Genomic DNA, 24,565 nt, shown 5'->3' with positions numbered 1-24,565 from the left:
TGTTTAAAGAAAAAATAGAAAAAACGCCTTACAATAAGGCGTTTTTTCTATTTTCTGCGTATTGATAATATCGCTTTAATGAAATTTTTGATTTGAATCCAGCGAGTTTTATAATTTCTGATTCAGGAGTTTCTTTTTTTATTAAGTTTAAAATATAGGTGTTACGAAAATGTTGTCCTGAAATTCCTTTACGTAAATTGGCTCTAGCCACTTCGAGGCGAATCATTTTTTGTATAGCAATTTCCGTTAATGCCTTTGGTGCATCATTTTCATATACCCACCTGTATGTTCCACGGTTAAAATCAAATGCGACAAACAATGAATCATCACTATGATACTTAGGACGAACTGGTTCTGGGATACTTTTGTAATAATTATATAGTTGTTTTTTGTCTTCTTTTGCTAATGTAATTGTTCTTTCTACACCTGCGGTTGCTGGGATTGACAATGTGTTAGTTTCAAAGTGAACGTGATGCATTGTTAATGCTGTAAGTTCCTGTAAGGATAAACCGTAGTCGATCAATAGATTTAAAATAGCAATATTGCGATCCATTAATAAAGGGCGCACAGGAATTTGTTTTTCTGAAAGTCCTTCTAATGAAGTGACTATATACTTTAATCTTTTTTCTTCATCAGGTGAAATGAAATCTTCGTTACGAAGTGTACGGTCTGGTTGAATAGATATTTCCATATTCTTCAATGGATTGGGAATGTTTAGAAAGTGATGCATTCTATTTAATACAGTAAATACACGATGCATCGTTTTTTCTGAGTAATGTCGATTCGTTTTTAAATCGGAAAAGTAATCTTCGTAGTCTTTTGTACAAAGTGTAGCCCATATATTACTGGAAGGGAGCTTTTTGTTTTTTTCTAACCAATGTCCGAAGTCTTCAACGTCATAAACATAACGTTTAATAGTTGAGGGTTTTCGGCCTTTATTCAATAAAAAAATAGAAAAGGCTTGTATTGTATCATGGAATTCCGTTGTCTCCATAGTCCCACCACCTTAATTATTTCTTATATTATAGCAAACTTTTCTGAAAATAGGCATTTACAAGGGGGACAGGAATAATAATATTTGGTGAGTGGATAAAGTGAAACTATAATCAGTGGGGATTTTGTTCATCCTCTGCGATTATTAGTTGAACCAATCGGGCATTTACGGGCGGTTATCTCCCGCTTAAATACCAAGCGTTTGCTGAATGTCGAGGTGGGAGTCTTACTGCTCGCAAATAGCGGGATAAAATGAGGTGATTGTATGGAACAATCGATGCGAAAGAAAAACAACAATCAAATTAATATTGTGTTAAACCATCGAAAGAAAATTTCTTTGCCAGCCGCAGAAAATAAAACGGTAATTTCAAATGAAACTACAATTAAACATGAAATGCTGCAGAGAATTGAAGAAGAGATGGGGAAGCTTGTTGGGATGGATGATATAAAAAAGATAATAAAAGAAATATATGCTTGGATTTATGTGAATAAAAAAAGACAAGAGAAGGGATTGAAGTCTGAGAAGCAAGTGCTTCATATGCTGTTTAAAGGGAATCCGGGTACAGGGAAGACAACTGTTGCTAGAATGATAGGAAAATTGCTGTTTGAGATGAATATTCTATCGAAAGGCCACTTGGTTGAAGCTGAACGTGCTGATCTTGTAGGAGAGTACATCGGCCATACAGCTCAAAAAACAAGAGACTTAATAAAAAAAGCAATGGGAGGTATTTTGTTTATTGATGAGGCGTATTCTTTAGCTCGAGGAGGAGAGAAGGACTTTGGAAAAGAAGCAATTGATACGCTTGTAAAACATATGGAAGATAAACAACATGGTTTTGTATTGATTTTAGCTGGATATTCAAGAGAGATGAATCACTTTCTTTCATTAAATCCAGGGCTGCAATCTCGTTTTCCATTTATTATTGAATTTGCGGATTACTCGGTAAATCAGCTATTGGAAATTGGAAAGAGAATGTATGAAGATCGTGAATATCAGTTATCAAAAGAAGCTGAATGGAAATTTAGGGATCATTTACATGCGGTGAAGTATTCGTCGCAAATTACATCGTTTAGTAATGGGCGATATGTACGGAATATTGTTGAAAAATCAATTCGTACACAGGCGATGCGGTTGTTGCAAGAAGATACGTATGATAAAAATGATTTAATTGGAATATCGAGTATGGATTTGATGCTCGAAGAGGAGACGCACAGTACATAAACTGTGCGTCTATTTTTGTGTATAAGTTCGTTTACTCTTTTTTTGCTTTTTCTTGGTGCGCTTTATGGAAGCGTTCCATTTTAGCGCTCTTTTCGTGTGCTGAATTAGGGTCGTGTCCAAATTGGTTTACTGAACTTTTTTGAGCTCCTTTATTAACGTGGTTTGTCATTTGTATTCACCTCACTTTAAAAATTAGTATAAACATTATATAAAGAAAAAATCGTTAGAAAAGAAAAACCTCTTTACGATATGTAAAGAGGTTAGATTGCTATTTATGCATTGAACGTTCTTTCGTTTCGATACGTCTGTGCGGTAAATGCCATTTGTAATGAATAGAAACCATGCGGAAGCAAACAATTAAAATGAATAAAATGTAAAGGGCCCAATCGCTAACAATAATTTGAGCGCCAATTAAGAAACCTGCTAAAATTGTCCAAAAGGCATATACTTCAGCTCGAAGAACGAGAGGTTTTCTGCGGGCTAAAAGGTCGCGAATGATACCGCCGCCGATACCAGTTAAAACAGCTGCCACGATTGTGGCACTAATTGGTAAATTTAATTTTTGAGCATATAATGCTCCTTGTACAGCAAATGCTGATAAGCCGATAGCGTCAGTGATATTTTCCCACTTTTTCCAATGTCTAATTAACTTATTTGGAAAAAGAAAAATAATAGTCATTGATAAAAGTGCGATTTGGAATAACATGTCTTGTTGCCAAAACGCGACAATCGGATAACCGATTAATAAATTACGAAGGGCACCTCCCCCAAATGCGGTTGCCATTCCTAAAATATACACCCCGAAAATATCATAATCCTCTTCCATTGCAACAATGGCTCCGCTTAGTGCGAAAGCGATTGTGCCTATGATGCTAAAAATCTCCCATGCCATGAATTTTCTCCCCCGCTAACTAGATGAAATGTGCTTCCTCTGCTATTATATTAGAAGGTTTAAATTTCGAAAAGGATGAGTGAACATATTTGATGGAAGAAAAAGAAAAAGTCATATTAGTAGGCTGTCAATTGCCGCAAGATGATGATGAAAAATTTATGCATTCCATGAAAGAGCTTGCATCACTAGCTAAGACTGCGAGAGCGGAAGTGTTAGTTTCAACAACGCAAAAACGACCAAAGTTTCATCCGGCAACTTACATAGGTAAAGGGAAATTAGAAGAGCTTACAATGCTAACTGAAGAATTAGAGCCGGATGTTATTATATTTAATAATGAATTAACGCCGAGTCAAATTCGGAATTTATCCTCAGTATTAGATTCGAGAGTAATTGATCGAACGCAACTAATACTAGATATTTTTGCGCAACGTGCGAAGTCGAGGGAAGGTAAGCTTCAAGTAGAATTAGCTCAGTTGCAATATACAATGCCACGTCTTATGGGGCAAGGGTTGTCCTTATCACGTCTTGGTGGTGGTATTGGAACGAGAGGACCGGGTGAGACGAAACTTGAGACGGATCGTCGTCATATTCGATCGCGTATGGATGAAATAAAGAAACAACTTGCAGTTGTTGTGGAACACCGAAAAAGATATCGTGAGAGAAGAAAAGACAATAAAGTATTTCAAATTTCATTAATAGGCTATACAAATGCAGGGAAATCGACACTGTTTAATAGATTAACGGAAGCTAATACGTTTGAAGAAAACCTTCTGTTTGCAACACTAGACCCAACGACGAGGAAGATGCCCTTACCTTCTGGTTATACAGTATTACTAACTGATACTGTTGGTTTTATACAAGATTTACCCACTTCATTAATTGCTGCTTTTCGTTCAACACTGGAAGAAGCGGGGGAAGCAGATATTATTTTACATGTAGTTGATTCTGCGGATCCTAACTACATAGGGCATGAAAAAACAGTAAAACGATTATTATCAGAACTTGAAATTAATCATATTCCTATTATTACGTTATATAATAAAAAAGATGAATTACATCAAAACTTTATTCCGTTTCCGAAAAGTGATTTCTTAATGACTAGTGCTTTTGAAGAAAGTGATTTATTGCGTATAAAAGAAGCGATAGAAATGAAAATGAAGAAAGAAATGGATCGTTATCGAGTAGAAATCCCTCCGAGTGAAGGTAAGTTATTAACGCTTTTAAAGACGGAAACGCTATTAGCAAAGATGGAGTTTCTGGAAGATAAATTTGTATATGATTGTGCAGGGTATATTTTTACTCATTCATCGCTTAATGTGCAATTAAAGAGATTTTTAGTGGAAGAAGGAGAAAATAAAAATGTTTGATCGTTTGAAAAATGGAGAAAAAATTGCTCCAATCGTAAAAGAAGTAGAGAATCAGATTACAGAAGTACATAAACGTGCGGATGAAGTAATTGAAAGTAATCAGTTTCGTGTATTAGAAAGTTTTCGTAAACATAAAATTAGTGACTCGCATTTTATCCCGACGACAGGTTATGGTTATGATGATATTGGCCGTGATACGTTAGAAAAAGTGTATGCTGATGTATTTGGGGCGGAAGCTGGACTTGTTCGTCCGCAAATTATTTCAGGTACTCACGCTATTTCTACAGCGTTATTCGGTATTTTACGTCCAGGAGATGAGTTATTGTACATTACTGGGAAACCGTATGATACGTTAGAGGAAATCGTTGGTGTGCGTGGGAAAGGTGTAGGTTCATTTAAAGAATATAATATTGGTTACAATGCAGTTCCGCTAACTGAAGGTGGGCTTGTTGATTTTGAAGCTGTTGCAGCAGCGATTCATAGTAATACGAAAATGATCGGTATTCAGCGCTCGAAAGGTTATGCTACTCGTCCATCGTTTACTATTTCTCAAATTAAAGAGATGATCGCGTTTGTTAAAGAAATTAAACCTGATGTTGTTGTGTTTGTAGATAATTGTTATGGGGAGTTTATTGAAGAGCAAGAGCCGTGTCATGTTGGTGCAGATTTAATGGCGGGTTCGCTTATTAAAAACCCAGGCGGGGGAATTGTAAAAACTGGTGGTTACATTGTCGGTAAAGAACAGTATGTTGAAGCGTGTGCATATCGTTTAACATCTCCGGGAATTGGTGCGGAAGCTGGAGCGTCTTTATACAGTCTGCAAGAAATGTATCAAGGGTTCTTCTTAGCGCCACATGTTGCAGGACAAGCGCTGAAAGGTGCAATTTTTACAGCTGCGTTTTTAGAAAAGTTAGGAATGAACACGTCACCAGCGTGGAATGCACCAAGAACAGACTTAATTCAATCTGTTCAATTTGATGATAAAGACCGTATGGTTGCCTTCTGCCAAGCGATTCAATATGCATCTCCAATTAATTCGCATTTTACTCCGTATGCAAACTATATGCCAGGTTATGAAGATGATGTAATTATGGCGGCGGGAACATTTATTCAAGGTGCAAGTATTGAATTGTCTGCTGATGGTCCGATTAGACCACCGTATGTTGCATATGTGCAAGGTGGATTAACGTATTCGCATGTTAAAATTGCGATTTGTTCTGCGATTGATGAATTGATTGAAAAGAATTTATTAACAATTTCTTAAAGGGGAGCTGTCGATATCGGCAGCTTTTTTCGTATAAAAGTAACGATTTATGCGATTAGAAAAAAGAATGAAAAAATTTATAAAAAAATCATGTAAGAAAAGCTAACATCTATTGACACTAAACATAACATGTTATAAAATGAGAAGCAGTTAAGGCGAAGGAGGAACTGAAAAATGAAAGAAGATAGACGTTCTGCCCCGCTGTTTCCAATTGGTATTGTTATGGATTTAACACAATTGTCTGCGCGTCAAATTCGCTACTATGAAGAGCATAATCTTGTTTCTCCAACCCGTACAAAGGGGAATCGTAGATTATTTTCATTTAACGATGTAGATAAGTTGTTAGAGATTAAAGATTTGTTAGATCAAGGCTTGAATATGGCTGGTATTAAGCAAGTGTTACTAATGAAAGAAAATCAAACAGAAGCAGTGAAAGTAAAAGAAGAAACGAAAGAAATTTCAAAAACTGAGCTTCGCAAAATACTTCGAGATGAACTACAACATACAGGTAGATTCAATCGAACTTCATTGCGACAAGGTGACATTTCAAGATTTTTTCACTAAAGATAACTGATTCTGAAGGCGATTAGAGGGACTAAGGAGGAATTTATAATGTCTAGATACACAAAAGAAGATATTTTCCGTTTGGCGAAAGAAGAGAATGTAAAGTATATCCGTTTACAATTTACGGACCTTTTAGGGGTAATTAAAAACGTAGAGATTCCAGTGAGACAATTAACGAAAGCTCTTGATAACAAAATGATGTTTGATGGATCTTCGATTGAAGGTTTCGTACGTATTGAAGAATCTGATATGTATTTATATCCTGATTTAGACACTTGGGTAATTTTCCCTTGGACAGCTGAAAAAGGTAAAGTAGCTCGACTAATCTGTGATATTTACAATGCAGATGGCACTCCATTTGATGGAGACCCACGTAACAACTTAAAACGTGTGTTAAAAGAAATGGAAGCTTTAGGATTTTCAGACTTCAATCTTGGACCAGAGCCAGAATTCTTCCTATTTAAGGTTGATGAAAAAGGAAATCCAACATTAGAACTAAACGATAACGGTGGATACTTCGACCTTGCGCCGATGGATCTAGGGGAAAACTGTCGTCGTGATATCGTTCTTGAACTTGAAGAAATGGGATTTGAAATTGAAGCATCTCACCATGAGGTTGCTCCAGGGCAGCACGAAATTGACTTTAAATATGCAAATGCAATTCGCTCATGTGATGACATTCAAACATTCAAACTTGTTGTAAAAACAATTGCTCGTAAACATGGTTTACACGCAACGTTTATGCCAAAACCACTATACGGTGTGAACGGTTCAGGTATGCACTGTAACTTATCATTATTTAAAAATGGTGAGAACGTATTCTTTGATGCAAACGGTGACTTACAATTAAGTGATGATGCTCGTCACTTCATCGCAGGTATTTTAAAACATGCACCAGCATTTACAGCGATAGCAAACCCAACTGTAAACTCATACAAACGTCTAGTACCTGGATATGAAGCACCTTGTTACGTAGCATGGTCTGCACAAAACCGTAGCCCGTTAGTACGTATCCCTGCATCTCGTGGTATTAGTACACGCGTAGAAGTACGTAGTGTTGACCCAGCTGCAAACCCATATTTAGTAATGGCTACATTATTAGCTGCAGGTCTTGATGGAATTAAAAACAAATTAACTCCACCAGCTGCAGTAGACCGTAACATCTATGTAATGACAAAAGAAGAGCGCGAAGAAGCAGGTATCGTTGACTTACCAGCAACATTAGCGCAAGCGTTAGTTACATTACAATCTAATGAAGTAGTATGCGGTGCACTAGGAGAACACTTACTTGAGCACTTCATCGAAGCGAAAGAGATTGAGTGGGATATCTTTAGAACACAAGTTCACCAATGGGAACGCGATCAATATATGTCTCTTTACTAAGAGGCTTGAACCCTTGATACAACTCGTATCAAGGGTTTTTTAATTCCCTATTATTACAATTTTATATGGTTGCAAAATGAAAAACAGCCACATAAAAGCCAATAATTAATAACAAGTAGTGATATCATAGAAAAACATTATCAGATAAATGTAAGTTTTATATAATTTGTGAAATGAAAAAGCCTTGATACTACGGTATCAGGGCTTTTTTAGTGAAGTTATTGGATATGTTAACTACTAGATAATGGATTGTTTTTGGTTATTTTGAATCATGTTACTAAGAAAATCTTTTCAAAAGAAGTGATTTTATCTTTTTTTTAAATCACTTGTGCTATAACTTAATAATTCTTTACTGCCTGTACAACGCGACCAATGATTTTTACATCTTCAGCTGAAAGATCGTAAGTTTTTGGTTCGTGGATAGGATCATTACTCAATGGTATTAAAGTAATGATGCTTCCAGACTTTGAAATCTTTTTCACGGTAGCATCATAACCATTGACTTTTACAACAGCAATTTGTCCGTTTTCAACATAAGGAGTTTCCTCTACTAAAACATAAGAACCATCAGGAAATTCGAGATTCATGCTAGTGCCTTTTACAGTAAGATAAAAATACTTTTTACGCTTGTTTAAAAATGTACTCAGCATTGGTAAATAGCCTTCGATATTTTCTTCAGCGAATATAGGTGTACCAGCTGCTACAGAACCAATGATAGGAATATGAATAATATTTGATTGATCGTTTTGGATGGTTTCATAAATAGAAACTTCTTCTTTAACAGTATTGTCCTCTTGAGTTGCGAGTTTTTCTAAATCATCAGTAGTGATTCCTAATCCCTTACAAACTTTTATTACATTATCAACAGATGCTTTACCAATCCCTCTTGATAACATGGATTGCAGTGTTGTGGGGGGGAGACCTATTTTTTCGGCGAAGGCTCTTTTGCTATAGCCAGCTTCTTTTATTAAGCGTGTTACAACCTCTGCTTTTTTCATTACTTTCACCATCTTTCATATTAAAATGTATACGATATTGCGTATTTCTGTATATATCATAACCTAACTGAATTTGTTAGTAAATAGAAAAGTATACGAAATTAAGTATTTAAATACGTTTTTTTGTTGACTAAATACGAAATTGAGTTTATATTTAAATGGAAATGAACGCAATATCGTACAAAAAATAGGTGGTGAGTCGATGTATTCGAATTTGCGTGCAGAGATGGCGAGAAAAAGAATTATGATTACACAAATTTCTTCGCATCTGAAACTTCGCCACGCAACAGTGAGCGACAAAATAAATGGTAAATTTCGTTTTTATTATGATGAAGCTTTTGAAATTAAGAAAACTTTTTTTCCAGAACATAATTTGGAATATCTCTTTGAATTTGAAGAAAACGAAGCGAATTGAAATCGGAGGAGAATTGCTTAAAATGGATAACCGAATTATTGAATAATGACTTAATAAAAGGGTTCATATCATAGTATTTATTTTAAATTTCGATAATTAGTTAATCTGTAAAAAGAAAGCAACGAATTATGCGTAGTGCGAAATTATCTCAATACAATAAAGATAGTTCAAAATTAGTAGTGAGGAGGAGATGAGGATGGGGCAATTAACTGACTCATCAGTACATAGTTCATTAGTATTTGAAGTTAATGGAAAAGTAGTAACGGATAGTTTGGTAATTGCGAAGATATTCAAAAAAGATCACTTCGACGTTTTGAAGGAAGTTCGAAAACAAATTGTATCTGTAGGTGAAGAGTTTGGAGGAGAAAATTTTCACGAGTCCACTTATATGAATTCAAAGAACAGGCGAATCCCTAAATATGATTTAACAGAAGAAGCATTTACGTTACTTGTGATGGGATATACCAGTAGAGAAGCGGTTGGAATAAAAATTAAATTCATGAAAGAGTTCAAACGAATGAAGCAGTATATACAAAATCAACAAAATGTGCCAAAGGATCCAATGGGGGTTTTAAAGTTAACATTTGCTGCGTTAGAAGGGCATACCCAGGAGATACAAGAGATTAAGTCTGAGGTGAAGGGATTGCGAGAAAATACGCCGCTGTATGCTATCGAGTGTGAAGAAATAACAAGGGCTGTAAAAAGGTTAGGTGTTATGTTATTGGGAGGTAAAAATTCAAATTCTTATCAGGATATCGGCCTTAGAAGGAAGTTATATAGAGATATTTACAGTCAGTTACATCGGGAATTTGGTGTGAATAGTTATAAAGCTATTAAGCGTCATCATTTGGATAGAGCAATACAAATTATTAATGAAGAATATTCAATCCCAACTGTTTTAAATGAAGAAATTACAGTTAAAAACTCACAAATAAATATGGCAGACATTCAGTAGGAGGAAAGAACATGCAAAGAAAGATTTTAGTAATTACTAGCAGTTTAGCAGGATTACCAACTGTCAGTGAATTTAAAACAAAAGAAGATGCAAAAGAGCAGGTTAGAAAGCTTATTCAAAAAGGAATGAGTCAAAATGTGATTCGTATAACACAAGAAATTCCAATGAATATCGAAATTCAAGTGGATGTTGAATTTGAGGAATAAGAGAGGTTTAGAAGAAAATAGATATGGATAGCATGATTGTTTTGAATGAATAAGAAAAGAATCCGTTGCAGCGGATTCTATAAGAAAAAATATCTCTAGATAAGTATAACATTGAATACCGTTTTTGAGAATTTATGAGGTGGCTAGTATGGGGATTATTCGAGTGAAAAAAGATAGTAATTATTCTGTTATAAATAATACTGGTTTAAAAGATGAAAGGTTGTCATGGAAAGCGAAAGGAATCTTAGCCTATGCGCTTACATTACCAGACGATTGGACTTTTCATATTAGCGAATTAGCTCGACATGCTAAGGATGGAGAAGATTCGCTCCGTACAGGTTTTAAGGAATTAAAAGAATTAGGTTATGTAAAACGTTATCCTGTTCGTGATGGGAATACGAAAAAAATTACAAGGTGGGATACGGAAATTTACGAAACGCCACAAAGGAACATGCCACAAGTGGAAAACCAAGATGTGGTAAAGCCATATGTGGAAAATCAGACACTACTAAATACTAATAGACTAACTACTAATAAACGAAATACTAATATACAAAATACTAATCATTTTGATGATATGGATAAATTAGACTCTCGTGTATTTATTAATGAGAGGGTTAAAGTAAGTTGTAACTTTATTAAGGGGATGGGCATTCCGTTAAGTGAAATTGCAATTGCAGAGTTGGGAGATTTTTGTAATTTGTTTAGTGATGAGTTAATTCAGTATGCAATTAATAAAGCCGTTGATGAGAATGCACCAAGATGGAACTACATTAAGGCTATATTGAGGAATTGGAAGGAGCAAGAAGTTAAAACATTAGTTGATGTGGCTATAATAGATAGACGTTTCGAAATGAGCAAGAAAAAGAAATATAACGGGACAGGTAGGAAGTATTCAAATAGAAAAGAGATTGTACCCGATTGGTTATATAAAGATGATGAATCAACAAATCTAGAAGAGGAAAGAAAAACTGTGCAGTCTATTGATGAAGAGCGTGAGAGATTACAAGAAGTGTTAAATAAATATAGGTCATAAGAAAAAATACTAGATGATTTACGAGTAATAAAGATTGAAAAGGCTAATAAGCATATTCATTCTATTAAATTAGTATTAAGAGACTTTGTAAAAAGAACGGAAGTGGGTGAATCAGTAAGTGTTCGAATGGCTCAAAGATTATAAGAAGTTAGAAGAAGAAATTGCTTATTTAGAATACAACTTAGATAAATCAAAAGCCGAATTGAAGCGTTGGATTAGCGGTGATTTGCAAAATGTAAGGTTAACCGCTGAATCGGAAGGGGCTAAGGTAGAAGGGCGGATTGAAGCAATTGAATATGAATTAGCTCATAAGATGAATGAAGAGTATGATTTAAAGCTTTTGATTAATAAGTTTACAGGACTGGATCATCAAATACTTAAAATGAAATATGTTGATGGAATGACTTTAGAACAAATTGCGTTTGAATTACATTATAGTACAGGTTATATACGCCGGAAACACGCTGAAATAAGGAAGATTGTCAAGTTTTTAGATGGATTTTAATGTTACCTTTTTGTAGGATACATGCAGTGTACAGAAAGTATTGAAAAAGTGATTTATAGTAGTAATATAAGATTTCGACGAAAGGGCAACTATTTTTATGGTTGCTCTTTTTGTTGTGAAAGAAGGTGAGTAACATGAAGTGATTTGATGGATTAATGGGTCTTTAGCTTCTAGTTATATTTAGTAAAGTAGTAGTTTTGCAGGCGAAAATAATAGAAAAATAAGGAGATGTTTAATGATGAGTTTATTAGCTGCTTCAGTCAAAACAAAGAATTTGCCACAACAGGTGTTACGTTGGCAATCAATGGTAGAAAGTGAATGTGCTGCACAAGGTGTATCTGAGTTAGTTCCTTACGTGCTTGGAGTTATTATGGTAGAAAGTGGAGGGAATTCTGAAACGACACCTGATATTATGCAGTCCAGTGAATCACAAGGATGGGCAATGAATACGATTAAAAATCCGAAAGATTCAATTTATTACGGAGTGAAGCATTTAAAGGGTGCTTTTGATGATGCGAAGAAAAATGGCATTACAGATTTAAGTGCCATTGTTCAATCATATAATTTTGGACGAGCTTACCTTCGCTGGTTAGCATCTAATAATAAACAGCATTCATTACCGGTGGCAGATCTGTATTCTAAAACGGTTGTTGCACCATCTCTTGGAAATACAACTGGTGCTATGGTTCGATATAATCAGCCTATCGCAGTGGCATACAATGGTGGTTACCGATATAAAAATGGAGGGAATTTTTTCTACTCTGAAATCGTTAAGCAATATGTGAATTTTGATGGAGGTGGCCACAATACTGATAAACCGATACAACCAGTAGGTCTTGGAATTGCTGTAAATAAATATCCGAATAACGGTGGTATTAATCTATATAGCCAACCACAAGGTGGACATTTTACGAGAGTAATTTATGATAAAACACCGTACCTTATTATAGATGCAGCATGGTTTGAAAATCCTATGATTTGTCTCGGGAACGAGGCATGGGCTGCTCTGGAACATTTCGATGTGCAATGGTTCAGTGCTTATTCAAAATATCCACCAGGTGGCGGTATTAACACGTATGATGGTCCTAACGGAAATTATACAGGTTTTGTAGATGGGTCTGTTCCGTATAGACTTTTAGGACGAAAAGATGGTTACCTGGGTATTGGAAATAATGCATGGGTAAAAGAAGAACATTTTGATGTTAGATAATAACGGGGAGCTTTTCGTTCGGTTAATCTTAAGATTTGAAAAACTAAAATACATCCAAAAAATAATAAATATAGACAGTGAACGAAGGTGCTCATTCAAGCACCTTTTTTATATTGTGTAAAAATAGAAAGGAAGACTAATATGGCAAAATTTATTTATCCTACAGATACAACAAGAGTAACAAGTGGTTTTAGAGGTAGTAGACCAGATCATCATGGGGTAGACCTTGCTGAAGCGGGCTATCATCCGATTTATGCAGCAGCTAGCGGGCAGGTTAGTCGTTCTTATCTTTCATCTAGTTATGGTGAATGTATTATGATTGTGCATACTATTGATGGAGTTACATGGGAAACTGTATACGCTCATATGCGTAGTGGTTCTCGAACAGTAAAAGTAGGCGATTATGTTACACAAGGACAAACTATTGGGGTTATGGGGAACACAGGGGAGTCTAGTGGCCAACACTTACATTTTGAATTGCATAAAGGGCGCTGGGATGCTAGTAAGAGTAAAGCTGTGAATCCACTAGATTATTTGGGGAAAGGTGACAGTGGCAACAATACTGATAAACCGATACAACCAGTAGGTCTTGGAATTGCTGTAAATAAATATCCAAATAATGGGGGTATTAATCTATATAGCCAACCACAAGGTGGACATTTTACGAGAGTAATTTATGATAAAACACCGTACCTTATTATAGATGCAGCATGGTTTGAAAATCCTATGATTTGTCTCGGAAACGAGGCATGGGCTGCTCTGGAACATTTCGATGTGCAATGGTTCAGTGCTTATTCAAAATATCCACCAGGTGGCGGTATTAACACGTATGATGGTCCTAACGGAAATTATACAGGTTTTGTAGATGGGTCTGTTCCGTATAGACTTTTAGGACGAAAAGATGGTTACCTGGGTATTGGAAATAATGCATGGGTAAAAGAAGAACATTTTGATGTAAAGTAGTATCTCGAAATCCATGAATATTAAATTAGATAAACAAAAAGCATTATATGATGATTTTTTGAGGTGAGGTTAATCTCTGTAAACCGGTGGGCGAAGAGTAGAGAGAAATTAATGGAAGAGCAAGAGCAACGGACACATAGTTGCTCTTTTTTTTTTGAAAGAAAGTGATAACAATGAATCACCTATAGAAAATGCTAGCCGTATATGCATTAAGCCATCAGATGTACTTAGTAACACAGTAGAAATTTTAGGTGAAAAAACAAGAGAATAAAAAGGAGATGTTCAGCAATGGAAATTAGACAAAAATTAGTTAACTCAAGTAAATATGGTATAAAGTGTCCCAATACAATGACACCGGAATTCATCACAGTGCATAATACATACAATGATGCATCAGCTGAAAACGAAATATCTTATATGATTGGAAATAATAATTCAGTTTCGTTCCATGTTGCAGTAGACGATAAAGAGGCAGTACAAGGTATTCCATTCGATCGTAATGCTTGGCATGCTGGTGATGGTAACGGAAATGGTAATCGTAAATCTATCGGGGTTGAAATTTGCTACTCTTTAAGTGGTGGGGATAAATATTACAAAGCAGAAGATAATGCAGCAATTGTTATTGCTCAGTTAATGAAACACTTCAATATTCCAATTAGTAATGTACGTACACATAAGTCCTGGAGTGGCAAGCATTGCCCACATCGTATGCTTGATGAAGGAAGGCTGGATCAATTTATTAAGAAGATAAATGAAGCACTTAACAACGGTAATAACGATAATAAACCGATACAACCAAAAGGCCTTGGAATTGCGACATCTAAATATCCAGAGGGTTGGGGTATTAATTTATATAGTAGTGGTAATAAAGATGCTTGGTTCACTGGTGAAGTAATTAATACTAAGACTCCATATTTAATTTTAGATGGTGCTTGGTATGGTGGTAATGAAAATATGCTGTGCCTAGGATGGCAGCAATGGGCGAAGCAAGAACATCTTGATGTACAGTGGTTCTATGCATATTCAAAATATCCAGCAGGTTATGGTATTAACACATATAAAGGGCCGAATGGTGAATGGACTGGTAATGTAGATGGGTCTGTGCCTTATGGGATTTTTGCAAGAAAAGATGGTTATATCGATATTGGGCAAAACACATGGGTAAAAGAAGAACATTTTAATGTGAGATAAGGATATGAGAGTAGGATCACTCGTGTGATTCTTTTTAATTTTTGAAAAGGAGATGAAAACGATGGAAGAACAAATCTTCAATTCAATGATTCAACAAGGAGCATTCGCAGCTTTATTTGTATGGATGCTGTTTACTACGCAAAAAAAGAATGAACAGCGCGAAGAACAATATCAAAAAGTTATTGAAAAAAATCAACAGGTCATTGAAGAACAAGCGAAAGCATTTAGTTCGTTGTCGAAGGATTTATCAGATGTTAAGCAAAAAATCTTAGGAAACGGGGATGAGAAATAAAATATGATATTAAAGTATTTGTCGCGTATGCAGGTTCTCAAATAGGAATGCGATTAATATATAATAATGAGAAAAAGCCCTAATACCGATAAGTATTGGGGCTTTTTCTCATTAGCTATAGTGAATAAGGTTGTGGTGGATTCTTCAAGAGGAAAGAGTGAATGAAGTCTAATGTAAATGAAATGAAACCTTGAATGATGCTTAGTTATAACGCAGTCTTATTCAGGGGTTCGTTAGTTTATTTTCTAAATTTAGGGAATAAATATAGCTTAGTACCTTGCAATAAACAATACCAAGTGGTATATTATGGATAAAACAGGTACCGTGTATTGAACAGTACTAAGATAGGAAAGGAGGATGGCACTTGAACGTTCAGTTTAAAAAAGGTGTGCTTGAACTTTGTGTATTAGCACTTGTAAAACGTAAAGATAGTTACGGTTATGAACTTGTTCAGCAAATTTCTAATAAATTTTTAATATCGGAAGGGTCAGTATACCCTTTATTACGCCGTTTGACGAAAGAAGGGTATTTTCAAACGTATTTAAAGGAATCTACGGAAGGGCCACCTCGTAAATATTATCAATTAACAGAGCAAGGGAAGACGCAATTTCATTTGTTAGTAACAGAATGGCGTGATTTTGCGAAAGGGGTACAAGAAATTATTGAAGGGGTGGAATGGGATGAGTAAAGAAGGGTTTCTTAAAGAATTATCAAGTTATCTTAGAAAGTTACCAGAGGAAGAGAGGCAAGATATTTTATTGGATTATGAAGAGCACTTTCAGTTTGGACTAGAAGAGGGGAAAACTGAATCAGAAATAATTCAGGGCCTTGGTTCTCCGAAAGTAATCGCAAAAGAGTTACTTGCGATGTATCGCTTCGATGAAATGAAAAAAAATCCATCGACTTCAAATGTGACAAGAGCTGTTATGGCAGCGATTGGACTTAGTTTGTTTAATTTTATTATTGTGTTAGGCCCGTTAGTCGCAATTGTTGCTTTTATATTTTCTTTTTGGATTGGTGGTATTGCTAGTGTAGTAACACCATTTTTCGTTATTGGAAAAGTATTTATGGGTACTTTTATATGGTTGGATCTTTTCGTTAGTATAACGTTTGTTGGAGTAGGTTTATTGTTATGTATTATCGCTTTTTATAGTACAAAGTGGTTTAAGAGATTGTGTGTACGATATGTAATATGGAACTTCAAAATGATAAAAGGAGAGTAAATGATGAAAAAACTATTTTTAATCGCTATCGCTTGTATCATTATTGGAGTAATAGGAATTTCCCAAACATATGAAAAAGCAGTACAAACTGCTGAAAAAGGCGATAAAGAAGATGTAATTAAAAACGAAACATTAAAAAATATAGAAGTTAAGTTAGATGCCGGAGATATTGTTATCCAAAAATCTCCTGATTCTTCTTTTTATGTAAAGCAATCAGGAGATGTACGTAAACAAGAGATTCGTATTGCAGAAGATGGTGACACATTAAAAATTATTGGGGAAAGAGAAAAAGGTGCTTCATTTGATTTTTCTTTTTATGATTTTAGGTTTCAAACGTCTAAATTGACTCTCCTTGTGCCCGAACGCTCTTATCAAGATGTAAAAGTAAATTCATCTGCTGGACAAATCGAAATGAGTGATGTGAAAAGTGATAGCGTAAGTGTTAGAACACTTGCTGGAGAAGTAGAGTTGAAACAAGTAACGGCTAAGAATGTGGAGGGATCGACAAAAGCTGGTGAGGTGAACTTTAAGAAGGTATTAGGGAAAGTGACCGCAAAAACAACAAGTGGGGAAATAAATATTCAAGATCATGATTCTAAGTATAATCTAGAAGCAAGTTCAACTGCGGGAGATATAGATATTACTTTATCGGAAAAACCACAAGATGCGGTAATTACTGGGCAAAGTGCTGCCGGAGATGTAACAATTTTTAATGAAGAAAATAATAACGTAACAATTGGCAATGGTAGTAAAAAGATTAGCGGTAAAACGGCTGCGGGAGATGTGACGATTGAAACTCGTTAATAAGAAATAGAATGTATGGAAATCTATCAAAATACAAAAAAAGAAGATAATTACCGTATATAAATAAGGTAATTATCTTCTTTTTATTATTTTTAATGTAAATCACGATATACGCCAATTACTTTCCCGATAACTGACACTTGTTTTAAAATGATAGGTTCTAATGAAGAGTTTTCTGGTTGTAGACGGAAATGGTCTTTTTCTTTATAGAAACGTTTAACAGTTGCTTCGTTATCTTCTGTTAAAGCGACTACAATTTCACCATTATATGCAGACTGTTGTTGGCGAACAACAACTAAATCTCCATCGAAAATACCAGCTTCAATCATACTATCTCCAGAAATACGTAACATGAACACTTGGTCTGCTCCAGCAACAATACTAGCTGGAAGTGGGAAATGTTCCTCTACGCTTTCAACCGCTGTAATTGGTAAACCGGCAGTAACTTTTCCGACAATTGGAACTTGAATAACAGATTGTGTTTCCGTATCCATTCGGTCTTCACCTAAAATTTCAATGGCACGTGGTTTTGTTGGATCGCGTCGAATGTATCCTTTTTCTTCTAATCGTGATAAATGTCCGTGCACTGTAGAACTAGAAGCGAGGCCGACTGCTTGACCAATTTCACGTACGGAAGGTGGATATCCTTTTTCTTGTACTTTTAGCTTAATAAAGTCGAGAATGTCTTGCTGGCGTTTTGTTAACTTTTCCATGTTTTCTAACACCTCGTTTTCTTTCATTTTTCTTATTAATAAGTATAACATGTGAAAAAACATTCTACAAACATAAGTTCGAACAAATGGCGGATTTATGTTACACTATAGGGAAATAATAGGGAGAAAGAGGGGTTCAAAATGAATGCAATTATTTATGCACGTGTGAGTACAACGAAAGAAGCGCAAGAAACATCATTATTACGTCAAAAAGATGAATTATTGCATTTAGCTGAGCGCTATCAAATGAATGTTACTAAGGTGATTGAAGAGCAGGCTAGTGGATATACAATTGAACGTGACGGTATATTAGAGGTGCTGGATACAATTCGAGACGAACAAATTGATGTGTTACTTATACAAGATGAAACGCGCCTTGGTAGAGGAAATGCGAAGATCGCATTAATGCATTGTTTACATAAAGAAGGCATAAAAGTATATACGCATACACATAATGGTGAATTACAATTGTCGGATTCTGATTCGATGGTATTAGATATTATTGGTATTGTTGAAGAATATCAAAGAAAGATTCATAATTTGAAAATTAAACGAGGTATGCAACGTGCAGTAGAAAAAGGTTATCGTCCAGAAAATAATTTAAAAAATCGTCATTTAAGTGTAGGAAGAGAGAAAAAAGAAGTGCCAATTGAGGAAATTGTACGTTTGCGAAAAAGTGAACTCACGTTTGAAGAAATTGCAGCAACATTACGTGGATTTGGTCATAATGTTTCAAAGGCGACTGTACATCGTAGATATGTAGAGTATACGAAGCAATTGCTTGATAAAGAAGAGTAACTATTGTATGATAATAATCAGTTTTGATTAGAAGGGGGATTCGAGATGATTAATCACGAACTCGTTGAACGCATTAACTTCTTAGCGAAAAAAGCAAAAGCTGAAGGTTTAACTGAAGAAGAGCAACGTGAGCGTCAATCGCTACGTGAACAATATTTAAAAGGATTTCGTCAAAATATGTTAAACGAACTTAAAGGAATTAAAGTTGTTAATGAAGAAGGTACAGATGTTACACCGACGAAATTAAAAGCTTTAAAAAAGCAAGATAATGCAAAATTAAATTAAAAGATGGGCGAAGCCCATCTTTTTTTATTTGTAAAAATCGTTATTTAATAACTTTCCAGTTGTTATTAACTGTTGCTTCTATCGTTTTATGTTCCAATATATAATTAGCGATAAGTTCAGACATATCTGTGGGTATATCTTTTACTACCGGTTTGTTTTGAAACATAAAGAAATTTCCCCCGCCACTTGCACGATAATTATTCATTACAACTTCATATTCTTCATTCATATTAAGAGGAGCACTGTTATGCTGTAAAGATTCTACTCTTTCACCAATTGGTTTTGAAATGTTTAATACATATGAAATCCCTTCCCACATATCATAATTATAATGTTGTGGTTTTGGTTCTATGTAGGTAGGACTTACGATGATGGATCCATCTGTTTTTAATGTGAAATAAGAAGCAGAGAGTTCAAGAGCGGCTTTTATATCAGCTCCAGTTATTCTAATTACTTTTAATGTGTTTGGATAAATATAATTAGAAACGATGTCACGCATTGTTACATGTTCCGGGAAACCTGGAGATGTATTATGGAACAAACTTGTACAAGAAATTGATACCTGAGCTATATCCATCTGTATTTTATTTATGAATTCGATAAAAGGATGATCGTGCAAACGAGTTTGCATAGCATCTGAAATTTGCATGTCCCCCTGAATGATTCCAATAGGTTGATCAAGCCACTTTTGTGTTTTCTCTTCGTAATCGGCTACCAATGAAAGTACATCTTGGTCCGCTTCAATTCCTTGTACAGATAATAATTCAGAAGAGCTCTCTTTTTTTACCCATTTACGTTTCGTTTTTTCGAATGTTACTTTTACTTTGCCGACTGAGTGTCCATTGCATCCGGTCTGTAAAATTGTTACACCGTTAGCCATTGTGTGAGAAATTTCTCGGTGTTGATGACCTGTTAGTAAAAGATCTATGCCTTCAATTTCATGGCACATTGCATATCCTTGGTTTTCACCTGTTAACACGTCAGTAGGTTCCCCGGTTTGTAAATCTTTTTCAAATCCACCGTGATAGGCTACGACTAATAAATCGGGTTTCTCATGTTCGCGAATATAAGAAACCCATTTTTTTGTAGTCTTTAATGCATCTTCAAATAGTAAATCTTTAATGTGATGGGCCTGTTCCCAATTTGGGATGTAATGTGTTGTTACCCCTAAAATAGCGATTTTTATATTGGATTCAATCTGTTTGATTAAATAAGGTTTTCCGAAATAGGGTTTGTTTATGTTTTTATCTAATATGTTTGCTGATAGGTACGGGAAGTTCGCAGTAGTCACAGCATTATTTAATATATTCATCCCGTAATTAAATTCATGATTGCCGATAATTGCAGCGTCATATTGTAAGTAATTCGCTAATAAGGACATTGGATTTTTTTTGTTTTTTTCGTATGTAACGTAATGATAAGTAAATGGTGTTCCTTGAATAAAGTCGCCATTATCAATTAAAAGAACGTTTGTATTTTGGGAACGTTCTTTTTTTATAAGAGTAGAAATTTTAGCTAAACCAAGTTCTGCTGGGGAGTTATCTTGGTAGTGAATAGGATAAACAGTGCCATGTATATCGCTTGTTAATAAGATGTTTAAAGTTACAGTTTGATTTTGTTCCAATATGACTCACCTTTTCTATTGTTATCTTCCAATTAATCATATCAAATATGTGAAGTGAATTTTGATGTGAATGTATAGAATGTGTAAAGATTCTGTAAATACCCAATTGTGTATCAAAATATGTGATATATTTCTTCATGTTTACGGAAGGTTATTTTATAACAAGAAAAATGGAGGCATTAATATGTTGAAAAAAGTTTTTGCAATGAGTACAACAGTTGTACTAGCGGCCGGATTATTAAGTGGCTGCGGGACGAAAGAGTCCAGTGCAAGTAAAAATGAAGATACGAAAAAAGGTTATGTACCAAAGACCTTAAATGTTCAATTTGTTCCTTCTCAAAATGCGGATACGTTAGAGGCAAAGGCAAAACCATTGGAAAAGCTATTAAGCGATAAATTAAATATTCCGGTAAAAGTTAGTATTTCAACTAACTACAATACAATTGTAGAAGCGATGGCATCTAAACAAGTAGATGTAGGATTTTTACCGCCAACAGCGTACGTATTAGCACATGAAAAGAAGGCTGCAAATGTAATTTTGCAAGCACAACGTTTTGGAGTAGAGGATGAAACAGGAGCTCCTACAAAAGATTTAGTAGATTATTATAAATCTGAGTTTGTTGTTAAAAAAGACTCTAATATAAATAGTGTAAAAGATTTAAAAGGTAAAAAAATTGGTTATCAAGATGTAACATCATCAGCAGGATATGTATGGCCTGCAGCTGTTCTATTAAAAGAGGGAATTGATCCGCTAAAGGATGTGAAACCTGTTACATTAAAAGGGCATGATCAGTCACTTATTGCTCTTTTAAATGGTGATGTAGATGCAGCTGTTGTATTCCAAGATGCTCGTAATATTGTAAAAAAGGATTATCCGAATATATTTGATCAAACGAAAATAGTGAAATTTACTGAGAAAATTCCGAACGATACAATTTCTGTACGCTCGGATTTAGATGCAGAGTGGAGCAAGAAATTACAAGATGCTTTCATTGAAATTGGAAAAAATGAGGAAGGCCGTAAAATCATTAAAGAAGTATATTCTCATGAAGGATATATTAAATCTGATGATAGTAAATTTGATATTGTTCGTGAATATGGAAAGACAGTGAAGACGCAATAATACATAGTGAAATGGCGGCTAGCTGGAAGGTGTGAGATTTCAGTTAGTTTGCCGTTTTTTAGTTATTGATAATACATTGAAAGTAGGTAAGATGTGTGATAGAGTTTCGAAATGTTTCCAAAATGTATCCGAATGGCACAAGGGGATTGAATAATATAAATTTAAAGATTCAAAAAGGTGAGTTTATTGTAATGGTCGGATTATCCGGAGCTGGAAAATCTACACTTCTCAGATCCGTAAATCGTCTTCATGAGATTACCGAAGGAGAAATCATTATTGAAGGTGAGTCTATTACTTCTGCGAAAGGAAAAGGATTAAGGCGTATGCGCCGGGATATCGGTATGATCTTCCAAAGTTTTAACCTTGTAAAGCGATCAACAGTATTAAAAAATGTATTAGCTGGTCGTGTTGGATATCATTCCACATTACGTACAACGTTAGGTTTGTTTCCGAAAGAAGATGTGGAGCTCGCATTTCAAGCATTAAAAAGAGTGAATATTTTAGAAAAAGCATATGCGCGTGCTGATGAATTATCAGGAGGACAACAGCAACGTGTATCGATAGCTAGAGCATTGGCGCAAGAAGCAAAAATCATATTGGCAGATGAGCCTGTTGCATCGTTAGATCCACTTACGACAAAGCAAGTGCTAGATGATTTGAAAAAAATTAATGAAGATTTTGGAATCACGACAATTGTAAATTTACATTCTATTGATTTGGCTAGACAATATGCGACACGCATTATCGGATTACATGCAGGAGAAATTGTTTTTGACGGTTTAGTAGAAGAAGCAACGGATGAAAAATTTGCTGAAATTTATGGGGACGTTGCTCAGAAAAGCGAATTATTAGAGGTGGCAGTAAAATGAATGACGTGACGATATATTCAAATGAAATACCGAAGCCGCCGAGTAAATTGAAACATATGTTAACGTTTATTTTAGTTATTTTAATGCTGTGGAGTAGTAGTGTACAAGTAGATGCATCATTTTCAAAATTGGTAGACGGTTTTCCAAATATCGTAGATCTATTGAAAGAAATGGTGCCACCTGATTGGAGTTATTTTCAAGTTATTACAACAGCGATGTTAGATACAATACGTATGGCGATTATTGGGACGACCTTAGGAGCGATTTTAGCTATTCCACTTGCATTGTTTGCAGCAAGTAATGTGTTTACTAACACATTTTTATACAGTCTAGCTCGAATGATTTTAAATTTTATACGAACAATACCAGATTTATTATTGGCGGCTATTTTCGTAGCGATTTTTGGAATTGGGCCACTTCCAGGTATTTTGGCTCTTACTTTTTTTTCAATTGGACTTGTAGCGAAATTGTTGTATGAATCAATTGAATCAATTGACCCTGGCCCACTAGAAGCGATGACAGCTGTAGGGGCTACTAAGGTACAATGGATTGTTTATGGAGTCATTCCACAAGTAAAAGCACACTTTGTTTCCTATGTACTATATACATTTGAGGTGAATGTACGTGCAGCGGCTGTTCTAGGTTTAGTAGGAGCAGGTGGTATTGGACTATATTATGATCGTACACTTGGATTTTTACAATATCAACAAACTGCTTCTATAATTATCTATACCCTTATTGTTGTTTTGTTAATTGACTACATTAGTACATTGTTGCGGGAGAAACTATAATGAATAGAACGACGATGATTGTGCCAAAACCGAAGAAACCGAGTATATATCGCTGGATTATTTTAATAGCACTTACAGTTGTATATGTATGGGCCTTTTCAGGAGTACCATTAGAAGGGATAAAGGACACAGCAGGTGAAATCACGAAAGCAATTATGACAGGGATATTAAATCCAGACTGGTCGTATGTATCTTTGCCAGATGGTGAAGATTTATTGCATGGATTAATTGATACGTTGGCAATTGCGATATTAGGTACATTTATTTCTGCATTTTTATCTGTTCCGTTTGCCTTCTGGGCGGCAACGAATATGAGTAGTGGAAAATTAACTTCAGGATCTGGGAAATTTGTACTTAGTTTTGTTCGTACGTTTCCTGAATTAGTTATGGCTCTTTTATTTATAAAAGCTGTTGGTCCAGGCTCTTTTGCAGGAGTATTAGCTTTAGGATTACATTCTATTGGAATGTTAGGGAAACTATATTCAGAAGGAATTGAAAACATAGATAAAGGACCGACGGAAGCGTTGCTAGCAACAGGAGCAAACCGTTTTCAAATACTTTGGTATGCAGTGTTACCACAAGTGTTACCAGATTTTCTATCGTATACGTTATACAGATTTGAAATTAATGTACGATCCGCTGCGGTTTTAGGGGTTATTGGAGCGGGAGGGATTGGTACACCTTTAATTTTTGCGCTGAGTTCACGGAATTGGTCTCGTGTTGGGATTATTTTATTAGGTATTATTTTAATGGTAATTATAATTGATTTGATTTCAAGTTCGATTCGGAAACGGATTGTTTAACTTATTTGAAAAGCATCGAAGTTAGATGCTTTTTTATGTTTTTAAAAAAGTAAGAATAGAAGAAATTTGTATAAAT

29 protein-coding genes are annotated in these 24,565 nt (G+C 35.1%); 23 read left to right on the top strand and 6 right to left on the bottom strand.

What is annotated here, in order from left to right; translation table 11 throughout:
* Window positions 1-28 precede the first annotated feature (28 nt).
* On the bottom strand, window positions 29-994 hold the full coding sequence (locus tag OXT04_RS05715; protein ID WP_267413861.1) for a tyrosine-type recombinase/integrase: 966 nt from the start codon (window positions 992-994) through the stop codon (window positions 29-31).
* Between the two features lie 264 nt (window positions 995-1,258).
* Between OXT04_RS05715 and spoVK the strand changes: the two genes are divergently transcribed.
* Window positions 1,259-2,215 carry a stage V sporulation protein K gene (spoVK, locus tag OXT04_RS05710; RefSeq protein WP_000438177.1) on the top strand — a complete coding sequence of 319 codons (957 nt, stop codon included), beginning with the start codon at window positions 1,259-1,261 and terminating at the stop codon, window positions 2,213-2,215.
* Window positions 2,216-2,246: 31 nt separating this feature from the next.
* Here spoVK and OXT04_RS05705 read toward each other — a convergent pair whose 3' ends face one another.
* The gene (locus tag OXT04_RS05705; protein WP_000181505.1) at window positions 2,247-2,384 is read right to left on the bottom strand and encodes a hypothetical protein; all 138 of its coding nucleotides are present in this window, start codon (window positions 2,382-2,384) and stop codon (window positions 2,247-2,249) included.
* Window positions 2,385-2,483: 99 nt separating this feature from the next.
* The gene (locus OXT04_RS05700; RefSeq protein ID WP_000312267.1) at window positions 2,484-3,107 is read right to left on the bottom strand and encodes a trimeric intracellular cation channel family protein; all 624 of its coding nucleotides are present in this window, start codon (window positions 3,105-3,107) and stop codon (window positions 2,484-2,486) included.
* Window positions 3,108-3,199: 92 nt separating this feature from the next.
* On the opposite strand from OXT04_RS05700, the gene hflX reads away from it, so the two are divergent.
* The 4 genes from hflX to glnA all read left to right on the top strand — a co-directional run bounded on the left by hflX (window position 3,200) and on the right by glnA (window position 7,685).
* Window positions 3,200-4,474 (top strand): GTPase HflX, encoded by a 1,275-nt coding sequence (gene hflX / locus OXT04_RS05695; protein WP_267413857.1) that lies wholly within the window; start codon window positions 3,200-3,202, stop codon window positions 4,472-4,474.
* Window positions 4,467-5,738 (top strand): methionine gamma-lyase family protein, encoded by a 1,272-nt coding sequence (locus tag OXT04_RS05690; protein ID WP_000460282.1) that lies wholly within the window; start codon window positions 4,467-4,469, stop codon window positions 5,736-5,738. Before hflX ends, OXT04_RS05690 begins: the two co-directional genes overlap by 8 nt.
* Before the next feature lie 174 nt (window positions 5,739-5,912).
* Window positions 5,913-6,302 (top strand): transcriptional repressor GlnR, encoded by a 390-nt coding sequence (glnR, locus tag OXT04_RS05685; protein ID WP_000656783.1) that lies wholly within the window; start codon window positions 5,913-5,915, stop codon window positions 6,300-6,302.
* Between the two features lie 48 nt (window positions 6,303-6,350).
* Entirely contained in the window at window positions 6,351-7,685 is a 1,335-nt protein-coding gene (gene glnA, locus OXT04_RS05680) for a type I glutamate--ammonia ligase (RefSeq protein WP_000092763.1), read from the top strand.
* Window positions 7,686-8,023: 338 nt separating this feature from the next.
* On the opposite strand, the gene OXT04_RS05675 is transcribed toward glnA, so the two are convergent.
* Window positions 8,024-8,683, bottom strand: a complete 660-nt coding sequence (locus tag OXT04_RS05675; protein WP_000708856.1) for a LexA family protein — start codon at window positions 8,681-8,683, stop codon at window positions 8,024-8,026.
* Window positions 8,684-8,885: 202 nt separating this feature from the next.
* Here OXT04_RS05675 and OXT04_RS05670 point away from each other — a divergent pair, with 202 nt between their 5' ends.
* From OXT04_RS05670 to OXT04_RS05615, 12 genes are all read left to right on the top strand, one after another.
* Window positions 8,886-9,098: a hypothetical protein gene (locus OXT04_RS05670; protein ID WP_029443074.1), complete on the top strand. Its 213-nt coding sequence runs from the start codon at window positions 8,886-8,888 to the stop codon at window positions 9,096-9,098.
* A gap of 196 nt (window positions 9,099-9,294) precedes the next feature.
* Window positions 9,295-10,053 carry an ORF6C domain-containing protein gene (locus OXT04_RS05665; RefSeq protein WP_048564701.1) on the top strand — a complete coding sequence of 253 codons (759 nt, stop codon included), beginning with the start codon at window positions 9,295-9,297 and terminating at the stop codon, window positions 10,051-10,053.
* Window positions 10,054-10,064: 11 nt separating this feature from the next.
* Window positions 10,065-10,259 (top strand): hypothetical protein, encoded by a 195-nt coding sequence (locus OXT04_RS05660; protein WP_001189064.1) that lies wholly within the window; start codon window positions 10,065-10,067, stop codon window positions 10,257-10,259.
* Between the two features lie 148 nt (window positions 10,260-10,407).
* The gene (locus tag OXT04_RS05655) at window positions 10,408-11,295 is read left to right on the top strand and encodes a DnaD domain protein (protein WP_065229215.1); all 888 of its coding nucleotides are present in this window, start codon (window positions 10,408-10,410) and stop codon (window positions 11,293-11,295) included.
* Between the two features lie 118 nt (window positions 11,296-11,413).
* The gene (locus OXT04_RS05650) at window positions 11,414-11,800 is read left to right on the top strand and encodes a DUF1492 domain-containing protein (protein ID WP_000464425.1); all 387 of its coding nucleotides are present in this window, start codon (window positions 11,414-11,416) and stop codon (window positions 11,798-11,800) included.
* Between the two features lie 238 nt (window positions 11,801-12,038).
* A complete protein-coding gene (locus tag OXT04_RS05645; RefSeq protein WP_267414104.1) occupies window positions 12,039-13,010 on the top strand; it encodes a lysozyme family protein in 972 nt (323 codons plus the stop codon).
* A gap of 141 nt (window positions 13,011-13,151) precedes the next feature.
* On the top strand, window positions 13,152-13,973 hold the full coding sequence (locus OXT04_RS05640; RefSeq protein WP_065229214.1) for a M23 family metallopeptidase: 822 nt from the start codon (window positions 13,152-13,154) through the stop codon (window positions 13,971-13,973).
* A 288-nt stretch (window positions 13,974-14,261) separates the two neighbouring features.
* Window positions 14,262-15,164, top strand: coding sequence for a peptidoglycan recognition protein family protein (locus tag OXT04_RS05635; protein ID WP_063548393.1), 903 nt, complete (start codon window positions 14,262-14,264; stop codon window positions 15,162-15,164).
* Between the two features lie 61 nt (window positions 15,165-15,225).
* Window positions 15,226-15,456, top strand: coding sequence for a BhlA/UviB family holin-like peptide (locus OXT04_RS05630; protein WP_000392443.1), 231 nt, complete (start codon window positions 15,226-15,228; stop codon window positions 15,454-15,456).
* 364 nt (window positions 15,457-15,820) lie between these two features.
* Complete coding sequence (locus OXT04_RS05625; RefSeq protein ID WP_267413819.1) at window positions 15,821-16,144, top strand: PadR family transcriptional regulator; 324 nt, start codon at window positions 15,821-15,823, stop codon at window positions 16,142-16,144.
* Entirely contained in the window at window positions 16,137-16,679 is a 543-nt protein-coding gene (locus OXT04_RS05620) for a DUF1700 domain-containing protein (protein WP_000031386.1), read from the top strand. The genes OXT04_RS05625 and OXT04_RS05620 overlap by 8 nt, the downstream gene beginning before the upstream one ends.
* Window positions 16,680-17,483 (top strand): DUF4097 family beta strand repeat-containing protein, encoded by an 804-nt coding sequence (locus OXT04_RS05615; protein ID WP_001986547.1) that lies wholly within the window; start codon window positions 16,680-16,682, stop codon window positions 17,481-17,483.
* Between the two features lie 92 nt (window positions 17,484-17,575).
* Here OXT04_RS05615 and lexA read toward each other — a convergent pair whose 3' ends face one another.
* Complete coding sequence (lexA, locus tag OXT04_RS05610) at window positions 17,576-18,196, bottom strand: transcriptional repressor LexA (protein ID WP_000413738.1); 621 nt, start codon at window positions 18,194-18,196, stop codon at window positions 17,576-17,578.
* Window positions 18,197-18,337: 141 nt separating this feature from the next.
* Here lexA and OXT04_RS05605 point away from each other — a divergent pair, with 141 nt between their 5' ends.
* Both OXT04_RS05605 and OXT04_RS05600 read left to right on the top strand, forming a co-directional pair.
* The gene (locus tag OXT04_RS05605; protein ID WP_000991471.1) at window positions 18,338-18,994 is read left to right on the top strand and encodes a YneB family resolvase-like protein; all 657 of its coding nucleotides are present in this window, start codon (window positions 18,338-18,340) and stop codon (window positions 18,992-18,994) included.
* Between the two features lie 45 nt (window positions 18,995-19,039).
* Window positions 19,040-19,279, top strand: a complete 240-nt coding sequence (locus OXT04_RS05600; protein WP_000607015.1) for a DUF896 domain-containing protein — start codon at window positions 19,040-19,042, stop codon at window positions 19,277-19,279.
* Between the two features lie 40 nt (window positions 19,280-19,319).
* Here OXT04_RS05600 and OXT04_RS05595 read toward each other — a convergent pair whose 3' ends face one another.
* Entirely contained in the window at window positions 19,320-20,903 is a 1,584-nt protein-coding gene (locus OXT04_RS05595) for a bifunctional metallophosphatase/5'-nucleotidase (protein ID WP_267413812.1), read from the bottom strand.
* Between the two features lie 184 nt (window positions 20,904-21,087).
* Between OXT04_RS05595 and OXT04_RS05590 the strand changes: the two genes are divergently transcribed.
* The 4 genes from OXT04_RS05590 (at window position 21,088) to phnE (OXT04_RS05575) (ending at window position 24,489) form a co-directional block, all read left to right on the top strand.
* Entirely contained in the window at window positions 21,088-22,026 is a 939-nt protein-coding gene (locus tag OXT04_RS05590) for a phosphate/phosphite/phosphonate ABC transporter substrate-binding protein (protein ID WP_000915063.1), read from the top strand.
* A gap of 95 nt (window positions 22,027-22,121) precedes the next feature.
* Window positions 22,122-22,895 carry a phosphonate ABC transporter ATP-binding protein gene (gene phnC / locus OXT04_RS05585; RefSeq protein ID WP_000569234.1) on the top strand — a complete coding sequence of 258 codons (774 nt, stop codon included), beginning with the start codon at window positions 22,122-22,124 and terminating at the stop codon, window positions 22,893-22,895.
* Window positions 22,892-23,686 (top strand): phosphonate ABC transporter, permease protein PhnE, encoded by a 795-nt coding sequence (phnE, locus tag OXT04_RS05580; protein WP_001000773.1) that lies wholly within the window; start codon window positions 22,892-22,894, stop codon window positions 23,684-23,686. Before phnC ends, phnE (OXT04_RS05580) begins: the two co-directional genes overlap by 4 nt.
* Entirely contained in the window at window positions 23,686-24,489 is an 804-nt protein-coding gene (gene phnE, locus OXT04_RS05575; RefSeq protein WP_001082390.1) for a phosphonate ABC transporter, permease protein PhnE, read from the top strand. Before phnE (OXT04_RS05580) ends, phnE (OXT04_RS05575) begins: the two co-directional genes overlap by 1 nt.
* The last annotated feature ends 76 nt before the right edge of the window (window positions 24,490-24,565 follow it).

Origin of the sequence: Bacillus sp. GC_Bacil_1, assembly GCF_026540675.1 — a bacterium.
GTDB lineage: Bacteria > Bacillota > Bacilli > Bacillales > Bacillaceae_G > Bacillus_A > Bacillus_A cereus.
Note: the sequence above shows the minus strand (reverse complement) of the source record. Positions and strands in the feature narration are given on the sequence as shown.

Excerpts from the sequence above, each read along its gene's own strand:
- OXT04_RS05700 (WP_000312267.1), bottom strand. The coding sequence starts at position 3,107 with ATGGCATGGGAGATTTTTAGCATCATAGGCACAATCGCTTTCGCACTA.
- OXT04_RS05615 (WP_001986547.1), top strand. The coding sequence starts at position 16,680 with ATGATGAAAAAACTATTTTTAATCGCTATCGCTTGTATCATTATTGGA.
- OXT04_RS05715 (WP_267413861.1), bottom strand. The coding sequence starts at position 994 with ATGGAGACAACGGAATTCCATGATACAATACAAGCCTTTTCTATTTTT.
- OXT04_RS05670 (WP_029443074.1), top strand. The coding sequence starts at position 8,886 with ATGTATTCGAATTTGCGTGCAGAGATGGCGAGAAAAAGAATTATGATT.
- OXT04_RS05645 (WP_267414104.1), top strand. The coding sequence starts at position 12,039 with ATGAGTTTATTAGCTGCTTCAGTCAAAACAAAGAATTTGCCACAACAG.
- OXT04_RS05600 (WP_000607015.1), top strand. The coding sequence starts at position 19,040 with ATGATTAATCACGAACTCGTTGAACGCATTAACTTCTTAGCGAAAAAA.
- OXT04_RS05590 (WP_000915063.1), top strand. The coding sequence starts at position 21,088 with ATGTTGAAAAAAGTTTTTGCAATGAGTACAACAGTTGTACTAGCGGCC.
- phnE (WP_001082390.1), top strand. The coding sequence starts at position 23,686 with ATGAATAGAACGACGATGATTGTGCCAAAACCGAAGAAACCGAGTATA.
- OXT04_RS05660 (WP_001189064.1), top strand. The coding sequence starts at position 10,065 with ATGCAAAGAAAGATTTTAGTAATTACTAGCAGTTTAGCAGGATTACCA.
- spoVK (WP_000438177.1), top strand. The coding sequence starts at position 1,259 with ATGGAACAATCGATGCGAAAGAAAAACAACAATCAAATTAATATTGTG.
- glnR (WP_000656783.1), top strand. The coding sequence starts at position 5,913 with ATGAAAGAAGATAGACGTTCTGCCCCGCTGTTTCCAATTGGTATTGTT.
- lexA (WP_000413738.1), bottom strand. The coding sequence starts at position 18,196 with ATGGAAAAGTTAACAAAACGCCAGCAAGACATTCTCGACTTTATTAAG.
- OXT04_RS05690 (WP_000460282.1), top strand. The coding sequence starts at position 4,467 with ATGTTTGATCGTTTGAAAAATGGAGAAAAAATTGCTCCAATCGTAAAA.
- OXT04_RS05630 (WP_000392443.1), top strand. The coding sequence starts at position 15,226 with ATGGAAGAACAAATCTTCAATTCAATGATTCAACAAGGAGCATTCGCA.
- hflX (WP_267413857.1), top strand. The coding sequence starts at position 3,200 with ATGGAAGAAAAAGAAAAAGTCATATTAGTAGGCTGTCAATTGCCGCAA.
- OXT04_RS05665 (WP_048564701.1), top strand. The coding sequence starts at position 9,295 with ATGGGGCAATTAACTGACTCATCAGTACATAGTTCATTAGTATTTGAA.
- OXT04_RS05655 (WP_065229215.1), top strand. The coding sequence starts at position 10,408 with ATGGGGATTATTCGAGTGAAAAAAGATAGTAATTATTCTGTTATAAAT.
- OXT04_RS05640 (WP_065229214.1), top strand. The coding sequence starts at position 13,152 with ATGGCAAAATTTATTTATCCTACAGATACAACAAGAGTAACAAGTGGT.
- OXT04_RS05620 (WP_000031386.1), top strand. The coding sequence starts at position 16,137 with ATGAGTAAAGAAGGGTTTCTTAAAGAATTATCAAGTTATCTTAGAAAG.
- OXT04_RS05705 (WP_000181505.1), bottom strand. The coding sequence starts at position 2,384 with ATGACAAACCACGTTAATAAAGGAGCTCAAAAAAGTTCAGTAAACCAA.
- phnE (WP_001000773.1), top strand. The coding sequence starts at position 22,892 with ATGAATGACGTGACGATATATTCAAATGAAATACCGAAGCCGCCGAGT.
- glnA (WP_000092763.1), top strand. The coding sequence starts at position 6,351 with ATGTCTAGATACACAAAAGAAGATATTTTCCGTTTGGCGAAAGAAGAG.
- OXT04_RS05635 (WP_063548393.1), top strand. The coding sequence starts at position 14,262 with ATGGAAATTAGACAAAAATTAGTTAACTCAAGTAAATATGGTATAAAG.
- OXT04_RS05675 (WP_000708856.1), bottom strand. The coding sequence starts at position 8,683 with ATGAAAAAAGCAGAGGTTGTAACACGCTTAATAAAAGAAGCTGGCTAT.
- OXT04_RS05605 (WP_000991471.1), top strand. The coding sequence starts at position 18,338 with ATGAATGCAATTATTTATGCACGTGTGAGTACAACGAAAGAAGCGCAA.